Source organism: Treponema berlinense (assembly GCF_052273165.1).
GTDB lineage: Bacteria > Spirochaetota > Spirochaetia > Treponematales > Treponemataceae > Treponema_D > Treponema_D berlinense_A.
In genome coordinates, this window is sequence record NZ_DAVZIU010000003.1 from 24,916 (window position 1) to 43,531 (window position 18,616).

The 18,616-nt window shown below is 38.3% G+C and carries 15 protein-coding genes and 2 tRNA genes; 12 read left to right on the forward strand and 5 right to left on the reverse strand.

All coding sequences use genetic code 11. The features are described 5' to 3' along the window. Window positions 1-23 precede the first annotated feature (23 nt). From ACT6XC_RS02205 to ACT6XC_RS02230, 6 genes are all read left to right on the forward strand, one after another. On the forward strand, window positions 24-845 hold the full coding sequence (locus tag ACT6XC_RS02205; protein WP_443740646.1) for a sigma-70 family RNA polymerase sigma factor: 822 nt from the start codon (window positions 24-26) through the stop codon (window positions 843-845). Between the two features lie 63 nt (window positions 846-908). After that, entirely contained in the window at window positions 909-2,144 is a 1,236-nt protein-coding gene (locus ACT6XC_RS02210; RefSeq protein ID WP_443740647.1) for a divergent polysaccharide deacetylase family protein, read from the forward strand. A gap of 45 nt (window positions 2,145-2,189) precedes the next feature. Beyond that, window positions 2,190-3,230 carry a tRNA (adenosine(37)-N6)-threonylcarbamoyltransferase complex transferase subunit TsaD gene (tsaD, locus tag ACT6XC_RS02215; RefSeq protein ID WP_443740648.1) on the forward strand — a complete coding sequence of 347 codons (1,041 nt, stop codon included), beginning with the start codon at window positions 2,190-2,192 and terminating at the stop codon, window positions 3,228-3,230. Window positions 3,231-3,280: 50 nt separating this feature from the next. Further along, window positions 3,281-4,180: a prephenate dehydrogenase gene (locus tag ACT6XC_RS02220; protein ID WP_443737484.1), complete on the forward strand. Its 900-nt coding sequence runs from the start codon at window positions 3,281-3,283 to the stop codon at window positions 4,178-4,180. 12 nt (window positions 4,181-4,192) lie between these two features. After that, on the forward strand, window positions 4,193-4,738 hold the full coding sequence (locus tag ACT6XC_RS02225; RefSeq protein WP_443740649.1) for an adenine phosphoribosyltransferase: 546 nt from the start codon (window positions 4,193-4,195) through the stop codon (window positions 4,736-4,738). Window position 4,739: 1 nt separating this feature from the next. Then, window positions 4,740-5,306: an N-acetyltransferase gene (locus ACT6XC_RS02230; RefSeq protein ID WP_443740650.1), complete on the forward strand. Its 567-nt coding sequence runs from the start codon at window positions 4,740-4,742 to the stop codon at window positions 5,304-5,306. 39 nt (window positions 5,307-5,345) lie between these two features. On the opposite strand, the gene ACT6XC_RS02235 is transcribed toward ACT6XC_RS02230, so the two are convergent. From ACT6XC_RS02235 to ACT6XC_RS02245, 3 genes are all read right to left on the reverse strand, one after another. Continuing rightward, the gene (locus ACT6XC_RS02235; protein ID WP_443740651.1) at window positions 5,346-6,692 is read right to left on the reverse strand and encodes a uracil-xanthine permease family protein; all 1,347 of its coding nucleotides are present in this window, start codon (window positions 6,690-6,692) and stop codon (window positions 5,346-5,348) included. Between the two features lie 131 nt (window positions 6,693-6,823). Continuing rightward, window positions 6,824-7,423 (reverse strand): pre-peptidase C-terminal domain-containing protein, encoded by a 600-nt coding sequence (locus tag ACT6XC_RS02240; RefSeq protein ID WP_443737488.1) that lies wholly within the window; start codon window positions 7,421-7,423, stop codon window positions 6,824-6,826. Window positions 7,424-7,521: 98 nt separating this feature from the next. Continuing rightward, window positions 7,522-9,618 (reverse strand): ATP-dependent helicase, encoded by a 2,097-nt coding sequence (locus tag ACT6XC_RS02245; protein WP_443740652.1) that lies wholly within the window; start codon window positions 9,616-9,618, stop codon window positions 7,522-7,524. A 264-nt stretch (window positions 9,619-9,882) separates the two neighbouring features. Between ACT6XC_RS02245 and ACT6XC_RS02250 the strand changes: the two genes are divergently transcribed. The 6 genes from ACT6XC_RS02250 (at window position 9,883) to flgE (ending at window position 18,165) form a co-directional block, all read left to right on the forward strand. Then, entirely contained in the window at window positions 9,883-11,172 is a 1,290-nt protein-coding gene (locus ACT6XC_RS02250; RefSeq protein ID WP_443740653.1) for a hexokinase, read from the forward strand. A 22-nt stretch (window positions 11,173-11,194) separates the two neighbouring features. After that, a complete protein-coding gene (locus ACT6XC_RS02255; protein ID WP_443740654.1) occupies window positions 11,195-13,954 on the forward strand; it encodes a hypothetical protein in 2,760 nt (919 codons plus the stop codon). A gap of 129 nt (window positions 13,955-14,083) precedes the next feature. Then, window positions 14,084-14,713: a periplasmic-type flagellar collar protein FlbB gene (locus ACT6XC_RS02260; protein ID WP_287395429.1), complete on the forward strand. Its 630-nt coding sequence runs from the start codon at window positions 14,084-14,086 to the stop codon at window positions 14,711-14,713. Window positions 14,714-14,787: 74 nt separating this feature from the next. Continuing rightward, complete coding sequence (locus tag ACT6XC_RS02265; protein ID WP_443740655.1) at window positions 14,788-16,167, forward strand: flagellar hook-length control protein FliK; 1,380 nt, start codon at window positions 14,788-14,790, stop codon at window positions 16,165-16,167. An 87-nt stretch (window positions 16,168-16,254) separates the two neighbouring features. Continuing rightward, window positions 16,255-16,695, forward strand: a complete 441-nt coding sequence (flgD, locus tag ACT6XC_RS02270; RefSeq protein WP_443737493.1) for a flagellar hook assembly protein FlgD — start codon at window positions 16,255-16,257, stop codon at window positions 16,693-16,695. Window positions 16,696-16,773: 78 nt separating this feature from the next. Then, entirely contained in the window at window positions 16,774-18,165 is a 1,392-nt protein-coding gene (gene flgE, locus ACT6XC_RS02275) for a flagellar hook protein FlgE (RefSeq protein WP_443737494.1), read from the forward strand. Between the two features lie 212 nt (window positions 18,166-18,377). On the opposite strand, the gene ACT6XC_RS02280 is transcribed toward flgE, so the two are convergent. Then, window positions 18,378-18,450: transfer RNA gene (locus ACT6XC_RS02280), tRNA-Pro, on the reverse strand. A gap of 14 nt (window positions 18,451-18,464) precedes the next feature. Then, window positions 18,465-18,537, reverse strand: a tRNA-Val gene (locus tag ACT6XC_RS02285). Between the last annotated feature and the right edge of the window lie 79 nt (window positions 18,538-18,616).

Sequence of the window (18,616 nt, forward strand, 5' to 3'; positions counted from 1 at the left end):
TGACTTTTTACGGGAGGCCAAAAATGGAAATTCTTGAAACATATATAAAGCAGATTGGAAAATATCCTCTTTTAAATGCAGAGCAGGAGAAAAAACTTTCTGAACAGATTGAAAAAGGAAGCGCTCAAGCTGTAAATCAACTTGTAAATTCAAATTTGAGACTTGTTATAAGCATTGCCAGAAAATTTTTATGTAATTCAAAAAATTCGATAATGGATTTGATTCAAGAAGGAAATTTAGGTCTTATGGCGGCGGCTTCTAAGTATCATTATTCTTTTAATACAAGATTTTCGACTTACGCATACAGTTGGATTTTGCAGTATATGCTTCGCTATGTTTACAACAAAACATCAATGATTGCTATTCCTCATCGAAAAGAAGAGCTTTTGCGTAAGATTGTTGCTGCAAAAAACGAATATAAGCAGAATTTAAATCGCGAGCTTTCTGTTTTAGAACTTGCCGAAATCTGCGGAACAACTCCTGAAGAGATTGAATCAGCTCTTTCGTATTCTTATACAATTACAAGCATTGACATTGAAGCCTCTGAAGACGGAAATGTGACGATCGGAGATTTAATCGTGGACAACAGTTATAATCCGGAAATAGAATATCTGCGTCTTCATGAAAAAAATCAGATAAAAAAGATGGTTGATTCACTTCCTGATTTTGAGCGCAAAGTTATTTATGGAAGATATAATTTTAAAAACGAGCTGCATGTTCCGACTTTGCGCGAATTAAGCGCGGATTTGGGAGTGAGCGCAGAAACTATCCGGCAGATGGAATTGAGGGCCATAAAGAAGATGAGAAAATATGCAGATTCGTTGAATGAATTCAGTTTTGCCTAAAGTATTCCATAAGATGAAAAAATTGCTTATTATGAACGAAGATATAAATTCATCTTTGTTCCAATGAAAACTCAAAAAAAAACATCTTCAAAAAAAACAAGAAAAACTTCTGTGCGTCGCAGAAAAGTTAAAAAGGTTAAACTCGACAAAAACAAAGTAACTCTTTTATGCGGAATTATTTTTTTAATTTGTTGTGTTTGTATTGCTGTAAATGTTTTGGTTCAAAGCGCAAAGTCAAAAAATGTTGTGGAAATTGTAAAAAGCGAAAAAAAAACAGAACAAAGGCATCAAAACTCAGATGAATTAGGCAAAACTCAAAAAAAGAAGGAAGTTTCTGATTCAAAAACGTTAAAAAAATCGGTAGATTCTGCTAAAAAAGTCGAAAATTCTAAAAACGTAAATAAAACTTCTCAAAAACAAAATGATGGTTATAAAAAAAATTGCGCAAAATCTATAGAAAATACAAATAACATTCAAACGGAAAATAAAAATATTCAAAAAACGAAGTCTAAAATCGAAAATAAAAACAAGACTGTAGAAAATCTTGAAAAATTCAAAAAAAATGAGCAGATTCAAAACAAAGAAAACAAACAGGAGTTGCCGTTTTTAATTCCTCCAGCGCAAAACGGAGCGACTTTGGTTTTTGTAATTGACGATGCCGGAATGAACGCAGAATACACAAAAAGATACGCTTCGTTGCCATTTCCTCTTACAATTGCTGTTTTGCCGAAACTTTTGCATTCAAAAGATTGTGCATACATTGTACGTTCTTTTGGAAAAGAACTTATTTTGCATCAACCGATGCAGTCCTTAAACCATAATCTTGACCCAGGACTTGGAAAAATCAGCGTTGATATGAGTTTTTCGCAAATCCGCTCAATCATAAATGAAAATCTTGCGGAAATCGGACCTGGCGTAAAAGGTTTGAATAACCACGAGGGAAGCGAAGTTACCGAAGATGTTTTGAGAATCGGGGATGTTTTAGATGTTTGTCTTGAAAATAAAATTTATTTTTTGGACAGCAGAACGACTGCCAATACAAAGGCTCCTCAGGCTGCCCTTGAGCGGGATATGACGATTTTTGAAAAATCAGGACCTTATATTGACAATATTGTTTCTCGCGAAGCTATGCTCAAAGAAATCTATAAATCTTTGGAAGTGGCAAACAAAAATGGAAGTGTGATTGTGATTGCTCATGTTGATAAAAGCGCAGAAATTTTGCCAAAACTTCTTGAACAGATGTATCCTTACCTGCTTAAAGCAGGCTATAGGTTTGCAACTCCTTCAACGCTTCGTTAAAATTAACATGAAGAATTGCTATTTTGCTATTATTGGAGAAAATAAATGAAGGTTCTTGGAATTGAAAGTTCTTGTGATGAAACAGCTTGTGCCGTCGTTGAAGACGGAAAAACAATCTTGAGCAATGTTGTGGCTACTCAGATTCCTTTTCACCAGGTTTATAAGGGTGTTGTGCCAGAAATTGCAAGCCGCAAGCACGCAGAGTGGATTTTGCCGGTTGTAAAACAGGCTTTAAAAGAAGCGAATTTAACCTTGGACGAAATTGACGCAATTGCTTCGACAAATCGTCCTGGCCTTATGGGTGCTCTTTTGGTCGGCCTTACTTTTGGAAAAACTCTTGCCTGGGCAATAAATAAACCTTTTATTGCTATAAACCACATGCTCGGACATATGTATGCTGCTCATCTTGTAAATGATATTCCTTATCCTTATATTGGACTTTTGGTTAGTGGTGGACATTCGATTATTGCTAAAGTAAACGGTTTTGATGACCTTGAGGTTCTGGGAACTACAATTGACGATTCGATTGGCGAAGCCTTTGACAAGGTTTCAAAATTTTATGGGCTTGGTTATCCTGGCGGAGTGATTATCGACCGTCTTGCTCAGAACGGTGAACCTAAGGCGTTTAGTTTTCCTGTTCCAAAACTCGACAAGGGCGACGACCACCGTTATGACGTTTCGTTTAGCGGACTAAAGACAGCAGTAATTCATCAGGCGGATTTATTTTTAAAGCCAGGATATGAAAAAACAAACGAAAATATATGTGCCGCTTTTCAGGAGACTGCCTGTAAGACGATTGTTTCGCGGCTTTTGCGTGCTGTTGACGACACCGGAATAAAAACTGTCGTTGCTGGAGGCGGAGTTGCTGCAAATTCAAGATTGCGCTCAATGCTTGCAGAACGCACGGATTTAAACTGCATATTTCCACCGTTAAAACTTTGTGGCGATAACGGAGCGATGATTGCAGGTGTTGCGTATCATTTCTTAAAACGCGGTGACACAAGCCCGATTGATACGACTGCGAGCGCCAGAATTCCGCAGTTTAAGCGCGGATTAAAGAACCTGGAATTTTTTGGGAGACGCTAGCGGAATAACGTTCAGTAAAACGAAACAAAAAATGCCAAAAAGAGGAAAAAATGCGGAATTTAAAAGATTTGACATACGGAATTGTCGGTTTGGGAATAATGGGCGGATCAATCGCAAAAGCAATCCGTGAAAACATTTTGTGCCAAAGCGGTTCGACAGGAAAAATTTATGTTTGCAACAGAAGCACTTCCTGTCTTACTCAGGCTTTAAACGAAGGAGTTGCTGACAAAGCGTTTACTTCAAACGAATACGAAAAAATGCTTCCTGAATGTGATTTTGTCTATGTCTGTCTTTATCCGCATGCGACGATTGATTTTTTGGAACAAAACAAAAATTTTTTTAAAAGCGGAGCAATTGTTACGGATATTTCAGGTGTAAAAGGCATCTTTGAAAAATCACTTCCAGAAATTTTGCGTCCTGACGTTGATTTTATAATCGGTCATCCGATGGCTGGTGGTGAAAAAGAAGGCTATGTCAATTCGACTGCAAAAATGTTCATAAATCACAATTACATTTTGTGTCCGCTTCCTGAAAACAAGGCTGAGAATCTTGAAATAATGCGAAATTTCATTTCAGAAATCGGTTTTACCCGTATTACAGAAACGACCTGCGATATTCATGATTACAAAATCGGTTTTACAAGCCAGCTTTGCCACGTAATTGCCTGTTCTCTTGTTGACAGCGCAAAAGACGAACAAATTACAGCTTTTGGAGGAGGAAGTTTTGAAGATTTAACGAGAATTGCCATGATAAATGCTCCTCTTTGGACTGAACTTTTTGTTTCAAATAAAGAAAAGCTTGTTGAGCATATTGAAAATTTTGAAAATCAAATCAACAAATTCAAGAATGCAATAAAAAATGAAGACAAAGACAGCCTTATGAAATTGATGGAAGAGAGTCGCGAAAAAAGAATAAAAATGGGTTCTATCAGAACCGTAGCAAAAAAATAGAGGACTTTTTTTATGAAAGACAATTCAGTTTTAGACCGTGCAATCCGTCGTGTTCCAGATTTTCCTAAACCTGGAATCCTTTTTTATGATGTGACAAGTATTTTTACAAATCCTCAGGCATTTAAGTTTTGCCTTGATTGTTTTGAAGAAAAATATCGTCCGCTTGTGGAAAAAGGCGAAATCACGGCTGTTGCAGGAGCGGAAAGTCGAGGATTTTTGTTTGCAGCTCCTCTTGCCGACAGACTTTCGATTCCGCTTATTTTAATTCGCAAAAAAGGAAAACTTCCAGGCGAAGTTTACAGTCAGTCTTATGAGCTTGAATACGGTTCTGCAGAAATCGAAATACATAAAAGCGATGTTAAAACTTCTGACCGCATTCTTTTGGTTGATGATTTGATTGCAACTGGCGGAACTTTAAATGCTGCTAAAAAACTTTTTGCAATGACTGGAGCGGCAGTTGCGGAAATTGCAGTCGTAATTGGTCTTCCTGATTTGAATTACGAAAAGGTTTTGTCGCCGACTCCTGTAACGACACTCATAAATTATTACGGGGCATAAAATGCAAAAACAGCAGATTGAATTTTATATCCGAAATGCAGAATTGTCAGATTTGAATTCTATTCAAAAAATCTATAAGTCTGCACGGGATTTTATGAAGACGAATGGAAATTCTACTCAGTGGGGAAATGACCGTCCTCACAAAGAAAATATTGAATCGAACATCAGTAAAAAAATTCAATTTATCTGCTGTTATAAAAACGAAAATGGAACAGAGGAAGTTGCAGGCACATTTTTGTTCATGCACGAAAAAGAACCTTCATATGACGATTTAAAAGACGGAAAATGGCCAGAAAACACAGAAGATTATTGGTGTATTCATTCTGTTGCGTCTGGAATGAAAGTAAAAGGGATCGCTTCGTTTATTTTTAGCTGGTGTGAAAATCAGCCTGGCGTAAAATGTATAAAAATTGATACTCATCGCAATAATCTTCCTATGCAGCATTTAGTCGAAAAAAACGGATATATTTACTGCGGACACTGCTATTATTATGAGGATGTAGAAACTGACAATGGAATTGTGCAGGATTTTGAACGGATTGCTTTTTGCAAGGTGATGAAAAAATAAAACCGCACAGATTTTGCTTTGTGCGGTTTTTTTTACAAATTAGTTTTCAGATTCATCTTTTTTAGGTTTTGCATTTCCTCCGAGAAGAAGGTTTGTTAAAATTCCTAAAATAAGGGCGCAGGCAACCGTACGGATTTCTACGGCTCCGATTTTTACGACCATTCCGCCGACACCTGTAATAAAGATTACCGAAGCTACAAAAAGATTTCTGTTTATGCTCAGGTCAACTTTCTGGAACATTTTAAATCCGGAAACAGCAATAAAACCGTAAAGTGCAACGCAGACGCCGCCCATTACGCAGTTTGGAATTGTTTCGAGGAATGCAACAAGCGGACTTATAAGAGAAAAAAGAATACACAAAATTGCGCAACCCCAGATAGAAACTGTCGAAGCGTTGCGAGTGATTGCAACACAGCCAATTGACTCACCGTAGGTTGTGTTAGGACAGCCACCAAATGCAGTAGAAACAATTGTTCCAATTCCATCTCCTAAAAGAGTGCGTGTAAGTCCTGGCGTTTTAAGAAGGTCTACGCCAATTATTGCAGAAAGGTTTTTGTGGTCTGCAAGATGTTCTGCAAAGACTACAAATGCAACTGGAACGTAGGCTGCAAAAATTGTAAGAAGGTAAGTTGGAGTTATTCCCTTTAAGCCTTCGATTCCTCCTGCTAAAAAAGTAAATTTAGGAATTGCAAAAAAACTTTTTACTCCGAGCAAAGCCTGATAATTTATTACGATGAGTGCTGGGTTTGAGGTTGTATAGCCGATAAGCGCAAAAATTGATGCTGTAAGGTAACCCGCAAGAATTCCAATGATAAAAGGAATAAGACGGCCAATTTTTTTTCCGTAAGATGAACACATCATTGTAACGGCAAGGGTGATAAGTCCGCAGATGAGCGCAACGTAGGTGCTTCCGCCTTCGACCGAAGTTTTCATAAGGTCGCTGACAGCATTTGCAGAAAGACTTAGTCCGATTATAGAAACTGTTGGACCGATGATTACTGGTGGCATAAGCCGGTCAATCCATTTTACACCGCAGCATTTTACGATTATTGCAATAATTACATAAACCAGACCTGCCATTACAGCACCGATGATAAGTCCCCAATAACCGACTGTAACAGAGGCAGCTCCGCCGAAAGCGCTGAACATTGAGCCGATAAAAGCAAACGAACTTCCTAAAAATACGGGACTTGAACTTTTTGTAAACAAAAGGTAAACAAAAGTTCCAACGCCGGCGCCAAAAAGGGCTGCGGAGGCACTGAGTCCGTTTCCAACGATTGCAGGAACCGCAATTGTCGCTGCCATTATTGCAAGTAACTGCTGAAGCGCAAAAAGAATTACTTTTCCTAAACTTGGCTTGTCCTTGATTCCATAAATCAATTCCATTTTTTTTCTCCAAAAAATTTAAAAATAAGGTTGATGTAAATCATTTTTTTTACAACGCCTTCTATTTTTTATGCAAAAAAAAAGACCAGGTTTCAATAAACCCGGTCTTTCGGTAAGTTTACATACTAAACTTATTTAGCTTCAATTTTTACACCGTAGATACGTGTACCAGAAGCTTTAATTGTGTAAGCACCAGCTGCTGCTGCATCGAATGCGAGTTCTGATTTTTCACCACCACCGAGATTGTCTACAGAAGCAATCATAGCTCCGCTTGGATCAAATACACCAAATACACGAGCTGGAGTAGCATCGCCGTTTCCAGAGATTGTCAAAGTAACTTTTGCAGGAGCTTTTACAACTACTTCGAATGCAGCCTGGAAAACATCTTTGATGTTGTCTTTGTTAGAAGCTGCTTTGTTCTGAAGGTAGATAGCTGTTCCGAGGTCTTCTGTCTTGAATTTTGCTTTTCCTGCAACTGCGGCAAATTCTGCGTCACATGGATTAGAAACTGGGTCAAGAACGAAACGATCATCGATTACTGTATCGTTTACACCAATATCTGAAAGTGGAATTGATTTCCATTCCCATACAGAAGCACTTCCTGAAGCTGCTGGTGCAGCTGCTGGAGCTGAAGCCTCTGAAGAAGCTCCTGATGTAGATCCACAAGATGCGAGCATTGCAACTGCTGCAAGTGCTGCGATAGCTGTTGTTACTTTTGTAACTAATTTCATTTTTATATCTCCTCCTTAATTGAGATATTTATATTCTAATCGTCCTTTAACAATTTTTCCTGTCTTTATTTTGTAAAATTACGATATTTTACTGTTTTTTAACGTTGCATATTGTTAAAGCCTGGTACAATCGGGGCAGAAAACCTTCTTTTCATCTGCGCGAAAAACTCATCAGCGGTTTTATCATCAACTGGCGCTGGAGGTTCATAGTATTTTACAAGGCTTGAAGGAATTTCCTCAAGAAATCGGCTAGGTGCACATTCAACGACAGACTGCATATGCCTTCGCTTTAAGCATGAAGAAATGTAAAGTTTGTCTCTTGCACGCGTAATTGCAACATAAAAAAGCCTTCTTTCTTCTTCGACGGCCGCATTCCCGCCTTCGTCAACTGCGCGTCCGTGAGGAATAAGTCCTTCTTCGCAACCGATTATAAAAACGACTGGAAATTCAAGTCCTTTTGAAGCGTGAATCGTCATAAGGTTGACTTTTCCGTGATCCTCTTCGTCGTCCATGTCGTCGCGCGACAAAAGTGTGATTCTGTTTAAATAATTGTAAAGAGTCGGATCTTGAGTTTCGGGGTTGTTTTCCCACATTTCGATTGAATTAATTAAGGATTCGATATTTAGAAACTTGAATCTGGCTGCTTTTTCTGATTTTGGATTTTCTGAAATAAGATAGTCAAAATAGTGGATGTCTTCGACCATTTTCCGCACTTTTTTTGAAAGTCCGTGTCCGCCGAGCATGCTTTTGTTTGAATCTATAATATCTATAAAATCTTTGAGAGAATCTTTAGTTCCTTCAGAAAAATCAAGACCATCGTCTATTCCATATTTTGACGGAGAAGTTTGCATAAAAAGGTCTGCTTCGTCTTCTGGAATTTCTAGAAGGGAGTTTATGGCTTCGTAAAGAGAGCAACTTAAATTTTTTGCAATTTGATTTAATTTTTCAATTGTTGCGCGACCGATTCCCCGTCTTGGCGCATTTATAATCCTTAAAAGATTTACATCATCGTCGTGGTTAGAAATTACGCGGAGATAAGAGATTATGTCTTTTATTTCTTTTCGTTGAAAGAATGAAGTTCCACCACTCATCGTGTAGGGAATGTTTTCCTGTAAGAAGGCTTCTTCGATTGCTCTCGACTGAGTGTTTGCCCTCAATAAGACGCAAAAGTCGTCATATTTTCGCTTTTCTTCGACTGAAATTGCCTGAATTGTTTCTACGACAAAGTCGGCTTCGGCTGTTTCGTTGTCTGGACTATAAACTTCAATAGGTTTTCCTTCACCTTTTCCAGACCAGAGCTGCTTGTCCTTGCGGTTTGTGTTGTGCTTGATTACTCCGTTTGCCGCTGCAAGAATTGTTCCTGTCGAGCGGTAATTTTGCTCTAGGCGGATTTCTTTTACATTAGGAAAGTCTTTTTCAAAATTGACTATATTTTGGTAGTCTGCTCCGCGCCATGAATAAATGCTCTGGTCGTCATCTCCGACGACTGCAACATTCTGGTCTGCAAGAAGATGCATCATTTCGTACTGCTGGTGGCTCGTGTCCTGAAATTCATCTACCATTATGTATTTGTAGCGCTGTTTGTAGCTTGCAAGAATTTCTGGAAATTCCTTAAAAAGGCGGATTGGAAGTACAATCAAATCGTCAAAATCAACGGCATTGTAAAGTTTTAGGCCTTCCTGATAGCCTTCGTAGAGTTCGCGGTACATTTCGTTTTCTGCGTTCCACTGTTTTCGTCCAGTTTTTATGTCCGAAATCAAAATTCCGATTTTATAAATGTCGAGCGCTTCTGGCGAATAGCGTAGTTCCCGGCCAGTTTCTTTTATGAGCGCATTGCGGTCTGTTTCGTCATAAATTGAAAAATTTTCGCGCCAGCCGAGTTTTGCAATGTCCTGCCTTAAAACTTTTACTCCGAATGCGTGAAATGTCGAAATCGTAAGAAACGGAAGTTTTTTTCCAGTAAGTTCCTTGATACGTTCAACCATTTCTTTTGCGGCCTTGTTTGTAAAGGTGAGCGCAAGAATCTGGCTTTGAGGAACTCCAGAATCGAGCATGTGAGCAATTCTAAATGTTATTACGCGGGTTTTTCCTGAACCTGCTCCGGCAATAATCAAAATTGGACCGTTTATAGTCATTACAGCTTCGTATTGTTCCGGGTTTAATTCGTTTTTGAGGTCTGATAAATCTGTAGCCATAGGAATATGAAGTTTAGTATTTTTTTTGATTTTTGGGTATTGCTTAAAGTTTTTTTTATAAGACGGAAAGTTGAATTTTATTGACAAAAAATCTTAGCCCGGATATTAGCCCCGAAGTTGCGAAGCAATGGAGCGTAAGCGAAAGGGCGGTTAGCCGGATAAGAGGGTGGCTTGCGCTCCTTATTTTTTATTTTTGCCTTGAAATAAATAATGGTTATTGTAAATCCATTTTGTAAAAATTTATTTTGGGTTTATAATTGAATTATGTTTACTGATTTGAAATTAAAACTTTTTTTTAAAAGACATAATTTTGTGTCGAAGATGATTGTTGATGAGATTTTGACTGATATGAGGCGTCCAAAATCCGAAAACCGCGGAATGGATATGAGCCGGACTTGGATGCTTCCGCCTTCGAAAAATCCCGAAAATGAGAAGGTTATTGTAATTGATGCCGGCGGAACGAATTTTAGAAGTTGCCTTGTTAGTTTTGATTGTTCTGAAAATGCGGAAATTTCGGACTTTAAGAAAACTTTTATGCCTGCGACCGAAAAAGAATATTCTAAAGATGAATTTTTTAGCGCGATTGCTGACAGAATTGAATATTTGAAAGGTAAGGCTGAAAAAATCGGTTTTTGTTTTTCGTATTCGCTTGATATGACTCCAGACCACGACGCAATTCCAAATGCCTTTAGCAAAGAGTTTAAGGCGAGGAGCGTTCTTGGCTGTCCTGTCGGAAAATGCCTTAAAGATGAACTTGAAAAACGCGGCTGGAAAGTCAGCAAAATTTCTGTAATAAACGATACTGTCGGCGCTCTTCTTGCCGGAAAGGTAAAGGAAAAGGATGCTGGTTCTTACATCGGCTTTATTCTTGGGACTGGAATGAACGCGGCCTTTGTTGCTCCTGAAGGAAATATCTGGGACGAAAAAGGGCAGAATCAGATTATTGTCTGCGAAAGCGGAAAGTGCAACAGTTTTAAACTCAGCGATTTTGACGTTGATGCAGACAAAAGAACTGCGATTCCTGTTCAGTTTCCTTTGGAAAAATGTTGTAGTGGCGCATATTTGGGAAACACCTGCCTTTCTTTTTTGAAATTTGCAGCAAACGAAAATCTTTTTTCTAAAAAAGCGGCTGAAAATTTTAAAAACCTGGCTTTGCTTTCTACAATTGATGCGGATAATTTTTTAAACGGCTTTGATAAAAATTTGCAGAACAAAAACGAAAATCCTGTCGAAAAATGCTGTTTTACCGAAAAGGACAGAAAAATTGTCTTTAAGCTTTTGGATTCTGCCGTGGACAGATGCGCGCATTATGCGGCTTCGATTTTAGCGGCAAACCTTATTGCAACAGAAAAAGGAAAAAGCGAAGGAAATTCTCCTGCAAAAGAAGTATGTATCGTCTGCAACGGAACAACTTTTTACAAAACTCACAGGCTTAAGGAGCGGATTGAAAAATATCTTTTTGATTATGCATACAAAAAATGCGGAATTTCTTACAAAACAGTTTGCGTTGAAAACGATATTACTTTAGGAACTGCGGTCGCCGCTTTAATTTAAGGTCTTTCTGCAAAATCGAAAAATGAAAAGACTTTTTTTTGCCTTAATCTGCGTTTTTGTTTTCTGTTTTTCTCTCTTTGCCAGAGGCGGAAGCATGAGCGGAACGAAGGGCGGTTTGAATGAAATCCAGACGCAGTATTTTGATATTATTTTTCCTGACAGTTGTATGCAGACTGCTCAAAAAATCGCCACTGTCTGTGATTTGTATTACGAAGAAATCGCTTCGGATTTTGGTTACGAGCCTTACCAGAGGTTTCCTGTTTCGATAACGGATCAGGTTGAATTGGTAAATGCATATTTTTCAATGGCACCGTACAACCAGATTGTTCTTTACGACACAGAAATGAATTACGAACTTGATATGAACGAAAAAAGCGTGGAATCAATGTTTTATCATGAATTGGTTCATGCGGTTTCGCTCAATTCAAAATCTCCGTTTTGGCGTGGAATGTCGGTTTTTGCGGATTTTTTTACTCCAGCAGGAATTTCACTTACTTCTTTTTGGTTTGAAGGAGCAGCTGTTGCATTTGAAAGCCAGAAAAAGGGCGGAAGACTGAACGATCCGTTCTTTTCTCAAAAAATTACTGCGGCAAAATTAAAATCCCTTTCGGGCAAAAAAAAATTTCCTTCGTGGCGCGATGTTAGCGGAGCAAGGGACATTTTCCCGTACGGAAACGATGCTTATATTTTTGGCTCTCATTTTGCCGGATATCTGATTCAAAAATACGGAAAAGAAAAATATGCGCAGTTTTGGAAAAACGCTGGAAGCAAAACCGATTTTTCTTTTTGTGCTGGTATTTTTTATAAAACTTTTGGAATAAAACTTGATGAAGCCTGGAACGATTTTTATGAAGAACTTTGGGTTCCAAAAATTGACTTTGACGAATACAATGAATTCATTTCTGCGGAAAATTCTGTTTTTTTTAAAAGCAGAAAAAAATCTCTTGTAAAAACGCTGGATTCTTTTTTTGACAGACAAATTGGCGAGTGGAAAACTGTCTGGTTCGATTTTTTTTCAAATACGGTTTATCTTGATTCAAAAAAGCTTTTTACTGCAAAAAATGTTCAAAAATTGCGTTTTTCAGATGACGGAACGAAAATTTTTGTAAACAGGTTTGTCAGCCGTTCAAACATAAAAATAGAAGATTTTGAGTATGATTTAAAATCCAAAAAAAAACGGAAAATCGAACACAACCGTGAAAATTTTGAAAAAACGCACGGTCTTATTCCTGTAAAAAACGGTCTTTCCTGGAGTCTTTTGTACGAGGATTCAAAAGGCAGAAAGGCGGAATGGACGTTCGGAGACAGAATTATTCACAACATTCATTTCGAAAAAGAAGAAAACGGTATCTTGAGTTTTGTCTTTGTCTGGGCAAAAATGCAAAGCCAGAGTCTTGCACGGCTTGGAAAAATTTTTATTGATAAAAATACCCTGAATGCAAAAATTGAGTTAGTTTCAAAAGACAGCGTTGCGTTTTTTATCGAGGCTGTGCCCTGCAAAGACGGTTTTTTTGTCATAAACGAAGAATACGATTCAAATCCGCTGCGCCTTGTAAAAGTTGACGAAAATGACTGGCAGGAATTTGTTCCAGTTGAGAGTAAAATATTTTCTGAGAAAAACACTTTTTTTGAAAAGACAGATTTTTCTGAAAAAGCAGAACCTTTTGAACTGGAAAGCCGTGAAAATTTTGTGACAGAAGAAAACTTCAAAAAAACAAAATACAGTCCAGTAAAATATTTTTTTAACGGTGCTTTTCTTCCTGTTGGAACTGCAAAAATTTATAATCACGATTTTGAAATTGACGATGACTTTATTTGGGGCGCAACTTTTATAACTTCGACTCCGTGGACAGATAAAATTACGGTTTTGTCGGCAGGTTTTGATTTGCTTTTGCAGCATTTTGCCCTTGAAGGTTCAATTTCCGGAGGAAACGACTGTTTTAATTATGCTTTTTGCGGAGATGTTTGTTTTGATTCTTTTGGATTTAAGAATTCGTATTTAAATTCTGCTGTCACAAAGGTTTTTTGGCAGGGATTTTATTCAAATTTTTCGTCTGGGCTTAGTTTTACCTGGGTTTCTGGAACTGAAAAAACAGCTTCCAAAGGAAAAATTCTGGTTGACGGAAAAACAGAAACAGATGAATATCGTCGCACTGGAAATTCATTTGACGGAAAAATATTCCTGAATTTTTCGACTGTCCGAAGTTTTGGACCTAAGCATTCTCAAAAAACAGGATTTTATTTTAAGCCCTTTTTCGATTTTGAAAAAACTGCAATTTCGTACGATTTTGATTCTTTTGGAAAAATTTACGATGAAAATGAAAAATATTTGAATTGCGGGGCGGAAACTCAAATTTTTGTTCCATTTTTTCTTCCTGTTAAGTTGAAGGCTTCAATTTTTCCTTCAAAAAAATATTTTGCTTCTGGAGACGCCAGCGTTGAGCTTTTTTCGCATGAAATTCAAAAAGGAATTCCGGCAGTTTCGGTTTATGTCCAGCATTTTGCCTTAAAAATGTCATATTCTGCAAACGTAAAATATGAACCGGAAGAGTTTTTTGCTTTAAAACGTACATTTAAAATTGCAGAAAAACTTAAATACGAAGATTTTTCGGATAGTCTGGGGTTTTCCGGAGAAATTACATTTGCTCCAAATACGAGCTATTTTGCTTCATCTTCAAGTAATTTTACTCTCGGCGCTTACTTAAATTATTTATTGAGGACGGATAAAAATTCAAAATGGAAAGCCGGTTTTTATGCGGTTTTTTCAAATATTGCGTGGTAATAAAAAATAAGTTAAACTTAAACCATTGGAGTTGCTGTCTAAAAAATATGCAAAGCGAATTTATTTTATTTGGCAGCAACATTTTTATATTTTAAAAAGAATCAAAATAAGTGATTTTGGGCGGGAAAAATGGCAAGAAGTCGTGGAGTTGGAAAGTCAATAGCATTGCTTTTTTTAATTTTGGCAATTATTCTTGGCGGACTTTTATGGTTTGATTATCTTGGAATAATCAAGGCAAAGTCGATTTTTGCTCCAGTTTATAAACTTTTTGGACTTCAACCTCAAACTTCTGTTTCTGCAACTTCATCAAAGCCATTGCAGGCAAATTTAGAAGACGACAGGCTTGCAAAACGGCTCGAAGCCCTCGAAATTCGCAGTCAGGAACTCGACAAGAGGGAATCGGACATTGCGCGCTCTGAAAATGCGAATGAGGCGATTGCGCGCGAATTGGAAGACAGGCAAAAATCTCAGGAAGAAAGAGAAAAAACATTCAACAATGAGGTCAAAAAGTACGATGATAGAAGTACAAACATCGAACAAATTTCGACCTATTTGCAGAATATGCCACCAAAAACGGCAGTTGAGCAGCTTCTCGGAATGGACGATCAGGATATAATCGACATTTTCCGAAAAACCGATGCCCAGGCTTTGGCTTCAAACACTGCTTCTATGACTTCTGTATGGCTTATGAATATGCCTTCGGAAAGAGCGGCGGTAATTCAGCGAAAAATGGCGAGCAAGCCGGAAAAACTCGACTGAGCCTGCCTTTTTAGCCCAAAATGCAAAAAATCGGAACTTTTTAGGTGTTTGATTTACGACCGGAGGTTCTGATTATGCAGGGCGTTCAACTTGATTCTTTTGTGCCTCAAATTCAGACAAAGCAAATTTCTGCCCAAAAATTTTCTGAAGAAGGCGAATCGTTTTTAGAAATGGTTCATTCTCAGCAGAGCAAAATCGAAGAAACTTCAAAAGAAAAAAACTTAGGTGTGAGGGCGGATTCTGATTTTGAAAAAGACGAAAAACTCGAAAAATCTGAAAAATCTGAAAAATCTCCGTCAGAAAACAAAAATGCAGAAAATGCAGAAAATGCAGTTCTGGCTTTGCTAAAAAACGGCCAGCGAGAAGAAATTCCTGCCGAAAAAATAGATTCAACTGACGAACTAAAAAATCTTTCGCTTGAAGATTCTCTTGAATTTGAAAAAACTCAAATTTCTCAGGCACAGTTAAAATGGCTAAAAACTCCTGTTGTAAAAAATGTTTCAGAAACAGACGAAATGGAAGAAGTTTCTTCTGGGGATTTTGCGGAACTTATTGACAGCGCCATTGAATTTATTCCGGGACAAGCAAGCGATGAGGAACTTTTGGAAAAAGCTCAGAATCTTGCCTTAAAAGATCCTGAAATATTTCTTAAAAATGCGGAAAATCTTTCAGAAACTCAGGGCGAAACGGTTGTTTTGAACGAAGAATTAAAATTCTCCAAAAATAATTCAAAACTTTCTGATGAAAACGAAGAAAAATTAAAACAGACAAAAAAATCTGCAAAAATTCAGGTGACTGATTTACGGACAGAAAAAATCGATTCAAGATCTGCTGAAATTCAGGTTGAAAAAACAAAGGAGCGCAAGGATTTTAATCTTGCTTATAAAAAACAGAACGAAAATACTGTTCAATTTACAATGGATTTTTCAAATTCTGTAAGCCAGAACATAACGGCTTCTGACACTCAGAGTGCCGCTGCAAACGGTTCAACTTTTCAGAATATGCTTTCAAATGCAATTCAGGCAAATGCGCCGGATTTTGTAAAAGCAGGAAATATAGTTTTGCGCGACAATAACACTGGAAGCATAAATCTTGTAATGCATCCGGAAAAACTCGGAAACGTAAAAATTGCCTTGAACCTTTCGGACAAAACAGTTTCGGCTTCGATAACCGTTCACTCGCAGGAAGCGTATAATGCCGTAAAAGATAGCATTGCCGCTCTTAAAAATGCTTTTACTGGCAGTGGTTTTGAAACAGGAGAATTCAATTTGAATTTTGCAAATCAGGGCGGTCAGTTTGCACAACATCACGAACAAAATTCACAAAACGGACAGTCGCAGTTTTTTGCAAACCAGGTTTATTCAGAATATACAACGGACGGAGGAGCACTAGCAGATGAAAAAGTTGCCCGCTATGTCGAGAATAACAGTTATGCTGTGAATATTGTTGCATAATTGCTACGGATTTTAACAAAAAACTAAACTGAAGAAAAATTTTGCCGAAAAATTTTATAAGTGCTTGCAGAAAGCTGGGAGAAAAAAATGAGTTTTACAACAACAATGAATGCGACAGAAAAGTTTCATACTCAAAATGCAGTTGATTCATTTAACAAAACTTTGACAGTAAACGGTCGTAAAACCAGTAACGAATTGGGAAAAGATGATTTTTTGAAGATTCTGATTGCTCAGCTTTCAAATCAGGATCCGACAAATCCTCTTGAAAATACAGACTTCATTGCCCAGATGGCGCAGTTCAGCTCTTTGGAACAGATGACGAATATGAGTCAGGGCTTTGAAAAAATGGCAGGACTTATCAATTCAAGCGAAGCTCAGTCAATGCTTGGAAAGACAGTTGAAATTGAAGCGGGCGATGTTGCGGTAAAAGGACAGGTTGAGGCGGCAACAAGAGGAGCGCAGCCACAGGTTCTTGTAAACGGCATGTATTATAGCATGGATAAAATAAAAGCAATTTACGGCATTTAATGCCATTTTGCGGTAGCACCAATAAAAATTTAAATAACTGTACCAACCTTTGACGGTACATTGAACGAGGGTAGATATATGATGAGATCACTTTATTCTGGCGTTTCTGGTCTTCAGAACCACCAGACGAGAATGGATGTAATCGGTAACAACGTTTCCAACGTAAACACAACAGGTTTTAAACGCGGCCGTGTTAATTTTCAGGACATGATAAGCCAGCAGATGGCCGGAGCTGCAAAACCGACAGAAGAAAAGGGTGGTGTAAATCCTAAGGAAGTTGGTCTTGGAATGACAGTTGCTTCAATCGACACCGTATTTACACAGGGAAATCTTCAGTCAACAGGAATTGCAACAGACCTTGCAATTCAGGGAAACGGCTTCTTCCTCGAAAAAAACGGTGAAAAATCATACTACACTCGTGCCGGAGCTTTTTCTCTCGACAGTGATGGAACTCTCGTAAATCCAGCAAACGGTTTTAAAGTACAGGGATATATGGCTCGCGAGATTAACGGCGAAATGGTTCTTCAGACATCTGCTACACCAGAAGACCTTGTAATTCCTGTAGGCTCAAAAGATCCTGCAAAAGCAACTGCTTCTGTAAAATATGCCTGCAACCTTAATAAGAATACACCTGAAATTCAGGAAGGAGCTAATGCAGCTGATGTTGCAAAGGGAACCTGGTCAATTGAAGAAAAAGTTTATGACAGTTTCGGAAACACACACCTTCTTACAATCAATCTTACCCGCGTTCCTGGAGTGCCAAACCAGTGGCGTGCGGAAGTAAATGTTGATGCAAATAATGCTGACTTTACCCAGACTCGCGTTGGACTTGGAACAACAGACGGAGTGGGTAATACTTTTCTTGTAAATTTTGATAATACTGGAACTCTCCAATCAGTAACAGACGAAGCTGGAAATCTTACAAATCCTATGGGAGAAGTAATTCTTCAGGCAAGCTACACTGTACCTGGAGCAAATCCAAACGAAGATGGAACTCCATACCGTCAGACGATGGATATCAATCTTGGAACAATTGGTAGCCAGAAAAATACCATTACGCAGAGCGCTTCTCCTTCATCAACAAAGGCTTTCTTTCAGGACGGATACACAATGGGGTATCTTGAAAACTTCAAAATTGATTCGTCAGGAATTATTACAGGAGTTTATTCAAACGGTTCTAGTCGCACAATAGGACAGCTTGCATTGGCAACTTTTTCAAACCAAAACGGACTTGAAAAAGCAGGTGAAAATACTTATGTAGAAAGCAATAACTCTGGTCTCGCTAACATCGGTATTTCGGGAATTGCTGGAAAAGGAAGTCTTCTTGCTGGTGCGCTCGAAATGTCTAACGTAGACCTTTCAGAACAGTTTACAGATATGATTGTTACACAGCGTGGTTTCCAGTCAAACGCAAAAACTATTCAGACTGCTGACACCTTGCTCGAAACAGTTCTTTCGCTCAAACGCTAGCAATAAATAATAAAAAATCATAGGGCTGTCCTTGTTTTAGTTTCATACTTTTCAGGATAGCCCTTTTTTTATGCAGGCGGCTGTATTCGCTGACGGTGGCATTCTTGCCACTTTTTCGCCTGCCAGCGCGCTCATTACGCTTTGAATCCTTTACGTTTTTTTCTATGTTTCCGTTTAAAATAAAAAAACTCACTCTCTTGAGTGAGCTGTAATCGGGATGACAGGATTCGAACCTGCGACATCTTGGTCCCAAACCAAGCGCGCTACCAGCTGCGCTACATCCCGTAATTATAAAAGAGTGGGCACTGAGAGACTCGAACTCCCGACAACCTGGGTGTAAACCAGGGGCTCTACCAACTGAGCTAAATGCCCGAATAAAATCGCTGTCATTTGATAAAAAGAGTGGGCACTGAGAGACTCGAACTCCCGACAACCTGGGTGTAAACCAGGG